Raw genomic sequence first — 5736 nt, 5'->3', positions numbered from 1 at the left:
GCCGCCGTCGGCCAGGCGATCCGCATCATGGGCGAGCAGTTCGTCCTGGGTCGGACGATCGAGGCGGCCATCAAGCGCGCGGCGAGCGAGGACACCATGTGCTCGTTCGACATGCTGGGCGAAGGCGCCCGCACCGCCGCCGACGCCGAGCGCTACGAGAAGGCCTATGCCGACGCGATCACGACCGTCGGCAAGCTGTCGAACGGCGCCGGTCCGGAGAAGGGCCATGGCGTCTCGGTCAAGCTCTCGGCCCTGTGCCCGCGCTACGAGGCCACCCACGAGGACCGCGTGTGGGGGGAGCTCTATCCCCGCACCCTGCGCCTGGCCAAGATCGCCGCCCGCCACGACCTGAACTTCACGATCGACGCCGAGGAGGCCGATCGCCTGGCCCTCTCGCTGAAGCTGCTCGACAAGCTGTGCCGCGAGCCGGAACTGGGCGAGTGGAAGGGCCTGGGCCTGGCCGTCCAGGCCTACCAGAAGCGTTGCGGCGAGGTCATCGCCCGCCTGCGCGCCCTGTCGGAAGCGACCGGCCGCCGCCTGATGGTCCGCTTGGTCAAGGGCGCCTATTGGGACAGCGAGATCAAGCGCGCCCAGGTCGCCGGCCGCCCGGACTATCCGGTCTACACGACCAAGCCGGCGACGGACCTCTCGTACCTGGTCAACGCCAAGGCGCTGATCGACGCCGCGCCCAGCCTCTACGCCCAGTTCGCCACCCACAACGCCCACACCCTGGCGGCCGTGGTCCGGATGGCCAAGAACGCCGGCGTGCGCATCGAACACCAGCGCCTGCACGGCATGGGCGAGGCGCTCTACAAAGCCGCCGACGACCTTTATGACGGGATCGCCCTGCGGGCCTACGCGCCCGTCGGCGGCCACGAGGACCTCCTGCCCTACCTGGTCCGCCGCTTGCTGGAAAACGGCGCCAACACCTCGTTCGTCCACGCCCTGCTGGACGAACGGGTGCCAGTGGAAAAGGTGGTCACCGACCCCATCGACTCGGTCGAAGCCCATCCCGACCGCCACGCCAAGATCCCGACCCCGATCGAAGTCTACGGCCCGCGCCGCCAGAACAGCGCCGGCCTGGATCTCTCGGTGAAGGCCGATCGCGAGCGCCTGGCCGCCGCCGTGGCCGCCATCGACGCCGAGACCCAAAATGGGCGTGTTCTGGCGGCCGGCCCCCTGGTCGGCGGCAAGCTCTCCGCCGGCGCCCCGCCGCTGCCGGTGGTCGCCCCGGCCGACGACAGCCGCGTGGTCGGCGCGGTCTCCGAAGCCCAGTTGCCGCAGATCGACGAGGCCTTCCGCCTGGCGCGCGCCGCGCAACCGGCCTGGGACCAGGCCGGCGGCCCTGCGCGCGCCAAGGTGCTGCGGGCCATGGCCGACGCGCTCGAGACCAATATCGACCGCCTGATCGCCATCCTGGCGCGCGAGGCTGGCAAGACCCTGTCCGACGGGATCGCCGAGGTCCGCGAGGCCGTCGACTTCTGCCGCTACTACGCCGTGTTGGCCGAGGATCAGTTCGGGTCCGGCGAAGTGCTGAAAGGCCCGGTCGGCGAGACCAACACCCTGCGCCTGGCCGGGCGCGGCGTCTTCGTCTGCATCAGCCCGTGGAACTTCCCGCTGGCCATCTTCACCGGCCAGATCGCCGCCGCCCTGGCCGCCGGCAACGCGGTGCTGGCCAAGCCCGCCGAACAGACCCCACTGATCGCCTCGGAAGCCGTGAAGCTCTACCACGCCGCCGGCCTCGACCCGCGCCTGCTGGCCCTGCTGCCGGGCCGTGGCGAGACGGTCGGCGCGGCCCTGGTCGCCCACGAGGGCCTGGACGGCGTCGCCTTCACCGGCGGCACCGACACCGCCTGGCGGATCAACCAGACCTTGGCCCAGCGACAAGGCCCGATCGTTCCGTTCATCGCCGAGACCGGCGGGCTGAACGGCATGTTCGTCGACACCACCGCCCAACGCGAGCAGGTGATCGACGACGTCATCGTCTCGGCCTTCGGCTCGGCCGGCCAGCGCTGTTCGGCGCTTCGCCTGCTGTTCCTGCCCGAGGACACCGCCGACCACATCGTCGAGGGCCTGAAAGGCGCGATGGACGCCCTCGTCCTGGGCGACCCGGCCCAGGCCGTCACCGACGTCGGCCCCGTCATCGACGCCGAGGCCAAGACGGCGCTGGAGAAGCATCTGGAGCGGCTGAAGCACGAGGCCAAGGTCCTGCACGCTCTCGCATCGCCCGCCGAGGGCACGTTCTTCGCGCCCGTCCTGGCCGAGATCCCCGCCGCCGACTTCCTGGAGCGCGAGGTGTTCGGCCCGATCCTGCACGTGGTCCGCTACAAGCCCGAGGCCCTGGAGCAGGTCGCCAGCGCCCTGGCCGCCCGCCGCTACGGCCTGACCCTGGGGGTTCACTCGCGGATCGAGAGCTTCGCGGCCGACGTCCAGCGGCTAGTCCCGGCCGGCAACGCCTATGTAAACCGCTCGATGACCGGCGCCGTGGTCGGCGTCCAGCCGTTCGGCGGCGAGGGTCTGTCGGGCACCGGTCCCAAGGCCGGCGGTCCGCACGCCCTGCTGCGGTTCGCCGTCGAACGGGCGGTCAGCGTCAACATCACCGCCCAGGGCGGCGACCCGGCGCTGCTGAACCTATAGCCCCGAGGCGCTTCACAACCGTCCCGAGCAGCGCCTAAGCTCCTCGAAACTTCGGGGAGCTCACATGGCCCTTTCACGCCGCGATCTGATCCTGGCCGCCGCTCCCGCGCTCGGCGCGGCGGCGAGGCCGACGCGGCCGCCCAAGGGCTTTGTCACGGTGCTAAACGGCCGGCTGGCGCTGGACGGGAAACCCTATCGCTTCGCCGGCGCCAACCTCTGGTATGGGGCCTGGCTGGGCGCGCCGGCGGCCTATGGCGACCCTGATCGGCTGAGGCGCGAGCTCGACCGGCTGAAGGCCCTGGGCGTCACCAACCTGCGGGTGCTGGGCGCGGGCGAGCGCTCGCCGGCCAAGGCCGCTGTCTCGCCCACCTTCCAGGAGAAGCCCGGCGAATACGACCCGACCCTGCTGAAGGGCCTCGACGTCCTGCTGGCCGAGATGGCGGCGCGGGACATGAAGGCGGTCATCTACATCAACAACTTCTGGGACTGGTCCGGCGGCATGCCGGCCTATCTGAACTGGGTCGGAAACGGGCCGTGGTTCCAGCAGGGCGACCCGGATCATCCGTGGCCAGAATATCCAGACTACGCCGCCCGGTTCTACGGCGACGCCAAGGCCAACACCCTGTTCCGACGCTATCTGCTGAGCATCGTCGGCCGGATGAACACGGTCACCGGCAAGGCCTATCGCGCCGATCCGACCATCATGGCCTGGCAGTTGGCCAACGAGCCCCGCCCCGGCGGCAGCCCGGCCTCCGCCGACATGGCCGCCTTCCAGCACTGGATCCGCGAGACCTCGACGATCATCAAGACCCTCGACCGCCGCCACCTGGTCTGCACCGGCAGCGAAGGCCTGAAGGGCTGCCTGGAGAGCGAGGCCTGCGTGCTGGACGCGCACAGGCCCGAGACGATCGACTATGTCACCGCCCACGTCTGGCCCAACAACTGGGGTTGGATCGACCCCAAGAACCAGCGCGCCACCTATGACGCCGGCGAGGCGCGCTGCCGCGAGTATGTCGCCCGCCACATCGCCATCGCCCGCCAACTGGGAAAGCCCCTGGTCATCGAGGAATTCGGCCTGATCCGCGAGGCCCGCGCCTTCGCGCCCGGCTCGGCCACCGCCGACAAGGACCGCTTCTACCGCACGATCTATGGCCTGGCGCTGGACGACATGAAGGCTGGCGGCCCGACCGCGGGCACCAACTTCTGGGCTTGGAACGGCGAGGGTCGCGCCCAGCACCCCGACGCCTGGTTCGCCGCCGGCGACAAGAGCTTCGTCGGCGATCCGCCGCAGGAGGAACAGGGTCTCTACGGCGTCTTCGACACCGACGCCTCGACCCTGGCGGTGATCAAGGCGCACGCGGCGGCGGTCAGCGCCCTCTAGACCCGGCGAGCGCCACGGCCCTGGTCACCGCCTCCGGCAGGCGCGGGGCCAGGCGGCGGGCCTTCAGCGCCGGCCCGTCCGTCCCACGGAAGCCGACCAGCACGTCCGGCTCGACCCCGCCGATCTCGTTCGAGCCGTCGGCGCGCAGACGCAGGCAGTCGGGCAGAAAGAGCCGACCGCCACTGTTCTTCAGCGTGATCGGACCAGCCGAGGTCGCATGGCCGCACCCCGCGCCCAGGGTCGGCGAGCCCAGGATGATCGCGGCCTTGTTGTCCTGCAGCATGGCGGCGAACTCCTCGGACGCGCTGGCCGACCTGGCGTCGACGAGAACGATCAGGGGCCCGGACCAGACGCCCTCGCTCCACGTCCATTTGGCCGGCGTGAACACCGACTGCCCCCAGGCCTTGCCAGCCAAGGCGACGGGATCGGCCGCGGCCCACACCCCGGCGCCATAGCCGGCGTCGATCAGCAGCGGACAGGGTTCGCTGGCGGCGGCCGGCGCGCCGGGATCGCAGGCCCGTCGCGCCTCGGCCGCGCGGGCCCGCAGCTCGGCCGCCTGCGCCAGCAACTGGGTCTTCGGAGGCCCGCGCTCGTCGTGGATGTTGGCCTCGATGTCCACGGCCAGCGACTCGAGCTGTTCGGCGGCCTGGGGCGAGCGGACATAGCGCACGGGCGCGCTGCGGATCCGCAGCGGCGTGACCATGCGCGCGGCGACCTCCGCCCATTCGCGGCCGCCGCCATTGCCGGCAAGGTCGATCATCAGCACCTGGGCGCCGGCCGCCTTCATCGCCGACAGCCGCGCGGCGAAGCGATCGGTCAGCAACTGATAGACGGCCGTGTCCAGGCGGCGCGAGCAGTCGTCGTCGCACGGCTTGTCGAGCGGCAGGCCAAGCCGTTCGGCGGCGGCTTGGCACGCCTCCTGGTCGGCTTCGAACAGGCCGATCTGCACGACGCCGACCTCGCGCCCCTCGACGCTGAGCCGTCCGCCCGGGAACTCGCGCGCGCCCTCGCCGGCGTCCAGGGCGCGCCAACCCGGCAGGCCCGCGGCGACGGGCGGACGCGAGCGCATCGGCCGGGCGTCGGCGCAGGGCTTGGCCGACCCGGCCGGCGCGGCGAGGGCGGGACCCACGGAGGGCTTGCTCCAGTCGATCCGCACATGGCCGTCGGCCAGGGCGCCGAGGGCGCGGTCCAGCATGGCCCGCGCTTCGGCGTCCGACTCCACGCGCGCGAGACCACCCTCCAGCAGCTTGAAATTGGCGTCGAGATTGAAAGCGCGGTCGCCGGTCAGCCAGTCGATATTGGCGTAGCGGGCGCCCAGCGCCGCGCGAATCTGGCGGGCGTCATCGATCCACGGCGCGGGATCATAGGCGAAGGCGGGCGGCGCGGCGCCCGCCAGGATCGCGGCGGCCAGGAGGGCGCTCAGGCGCGACATCATGCAAATCCCCCGATAACAACGTTCCGCGCTCGTAATCGCGCCCGCGCCTCGCATCACGTTAAAAGGCCGTAAGGCGACGGGCGCCAGGCAGTCGAAATAGGGATTGTCACCGGTGTCATTCGTGTTACCGCTGGCGGCAAGCTCGTCAGAAGCCGCCGGAGGAAACCATGGACGCCACCCGCCGCACCCTGATCACCGGGGCCGCCGCCCTGGCCGCCTACGCCGCCCTGCCAAGCGCCGGTTTCACGGCCGAGAAGCGCTCGCCGGTGGTCAAGACCACCAA

The 5736-nt window shown here is 71.3% G+C and carries 4 protein-coding genes; 3 read left to right on the top strand and 1 reads right to left on the bottom strand.

What is annotated here, in order from left to right:
- Together putA and VJ655_RS20090 are read left to right on the top strand one after the other, a co-directional pair.
- Positions 1–2637, top strand: a 2637-nt coding sequence (gene putA, locus VJ655_RS20095) for a bifunctional proline dehydrogenase/L-glutamate gamma-semialdehyde dehydrogenase PutA (RefSeq protein WP_324114217.1), incomplete at its 5' end; no start/stop codon positions are given.
- 64 nt (positions 2638–2701) lie between these two features.
- Positions 2702–4018 carry a glycoside hydrolase 5 family protein gene (locus VJ655_RS20090; protein WP_324114215.1) on the top strand — a complete coding sequence of 439 codons (1317 nt, stop codon included), beginning with the start codon at positions 2702–2704 and terminating at the stop codon, positions 4016–4018.
- Here VJ655_RS20090 and VJ655_RS20085 read toward each other — a convergent pair.
- Positions 4005–5453 carry a S41 family peptidase gene (locus VJ655_RS20085; protein ID WP_324114213.1) on the bottom strand — a complete coding sequence of 483 codons (1449 nt, stop codon included), beginning with the start codon at positions 5451–5453 and terminating at the stop codon, positions 4005–4007. The two genes, VJ655_RS20090 and VJ655_RS20085, sit on opposite strands and share 14 nt — an antisense overlap.
- A gap of 167 nt (positions 5454–5620) precedes the next feature.
- Here VJ655_RS20085 and VJ655_RS20080 point away from each other — a divergent pair.
- On the top strand, positions 5621–5736 hold a 116-nt coding region (locus VJ655_RS20080; protein ID WP_324114219.1), incomplete at its 3' end, for a hypothetical protein.

This window comes from Caulobacter sp. (assembly GCF_035254145.1).
Lineage (GTDB): Bacteria > Pseudomonadota > Alphaproteobacteria > Caulobacterales > Caulobacteraceae > Caulobacter.
The sequence above is the reverse complement of the archived record's forward strand: the minus strand, read 5'-3'. Positions and strand labels throughout refer to the sequence as shown.